Origin of the sequence: Pedobacter sp. BG31 (genome assembly GCF_042464845.1) — a bacterium.
In the GTDB taxonomy this organism is placed as follows: Bacteria; Bacteroidota; Bacteroidia; order Sphingobacteriales; family Sphingobacteriaceae; genus Pedobacter; species Pedobacter suwonensis.
Genome location: NZ_JBHNZK010000050.1, coordinates 1 through 941, shown reverse-complemented (window position 1 = coordinate 941; position 941 = coordinate 1). Strand labels below are relative to the sequence as shown.

General features: G+C 50.9%; 1 protein-coding gene. It reads left to right on the top strand.

The window, feature by feature from the left end:
- On the top strand, positions 1–941 hold a 941-nt coding region (locus ACFE6N_RS23510; RefSeq protein WP_378940370.1), incomplete at both ends, for a TonB-dependent receptor domain-containing protein.

The following is a 941-nucleotide window of genomic DNA, read 5'->3' as shown; positions in this document are numbered from 1 at the left end:
AGGAACGAGGGGCGGTTACTTTCGGAGCAGTACCGGGCACAGCTTGATTATCACCGGGTTTGGGCTGCGCACCGGATAGATGCTTTGGTGGGGGTAGAATGGAGGAAGGCCCGATCAACAGGTGCATCGGGCCGGATGTACGGTGTGGATACCGATAAACTCAACACCGGGGCAGTTGATTATACCCGCACTTTCCCCAACTCGGTTACCGGAAGCGCCGCTTATATACCTGATGGCAACGGTTTGAGCCAGACAGCCAATAATTATTTTTCGCAGTTTGTAAACCTGGCCTATACCTTTAAAGATGCCTACACGCTCTCAGCAAGTGCAAGGGCCGATGCCTCTAACCTTTTTGGCGTGGCCACCAACAATAAATGGAAACCTTTATGGAGTGCAGGCCTGGGCTGGGATATTACGAAGATGCCGTTTTTTAAAGTAAGTTTTGTAAACCAGCTGAAACTGAGGTCTACCCTGGGTTTTAGCGGCAATGCCGATCCATCTATGAGCGGGGTAAATACCATCCGTTACCAGGTCAATTCGCCCTATACCCAAACGCCGTATGCCATTTTTGATAAGTATGCCAACCCTGAACTGCGGTGGGAAACGGTAAGGATGCTGAATGTGGGGCTTGATTTTAGTATGTTCAAAGCCAGGCTATCGGGCAGTGTAGAGTATTATCAAAAACACGCTTCAGATCTGTTCGGCATTTACCCCATCGATTATACCACGGGGGTGGGCACCACCGTACTGCGCAACGTTGCCGAAATTAAAGGCAAAGGTTTAGACCTGCAACTGAACGGCCTGATTTTGCAGGGCGGCCTGAGCTGGGGCAGTACGCTTAACCTTTCGGTGTATAAAGATCAGGTGGCCAGATATTACCTGCCTTCGGTACAGGGGAGCAACTTTTTGCAGGCCAACGCCACGGTATCGGGGGTAGAGGG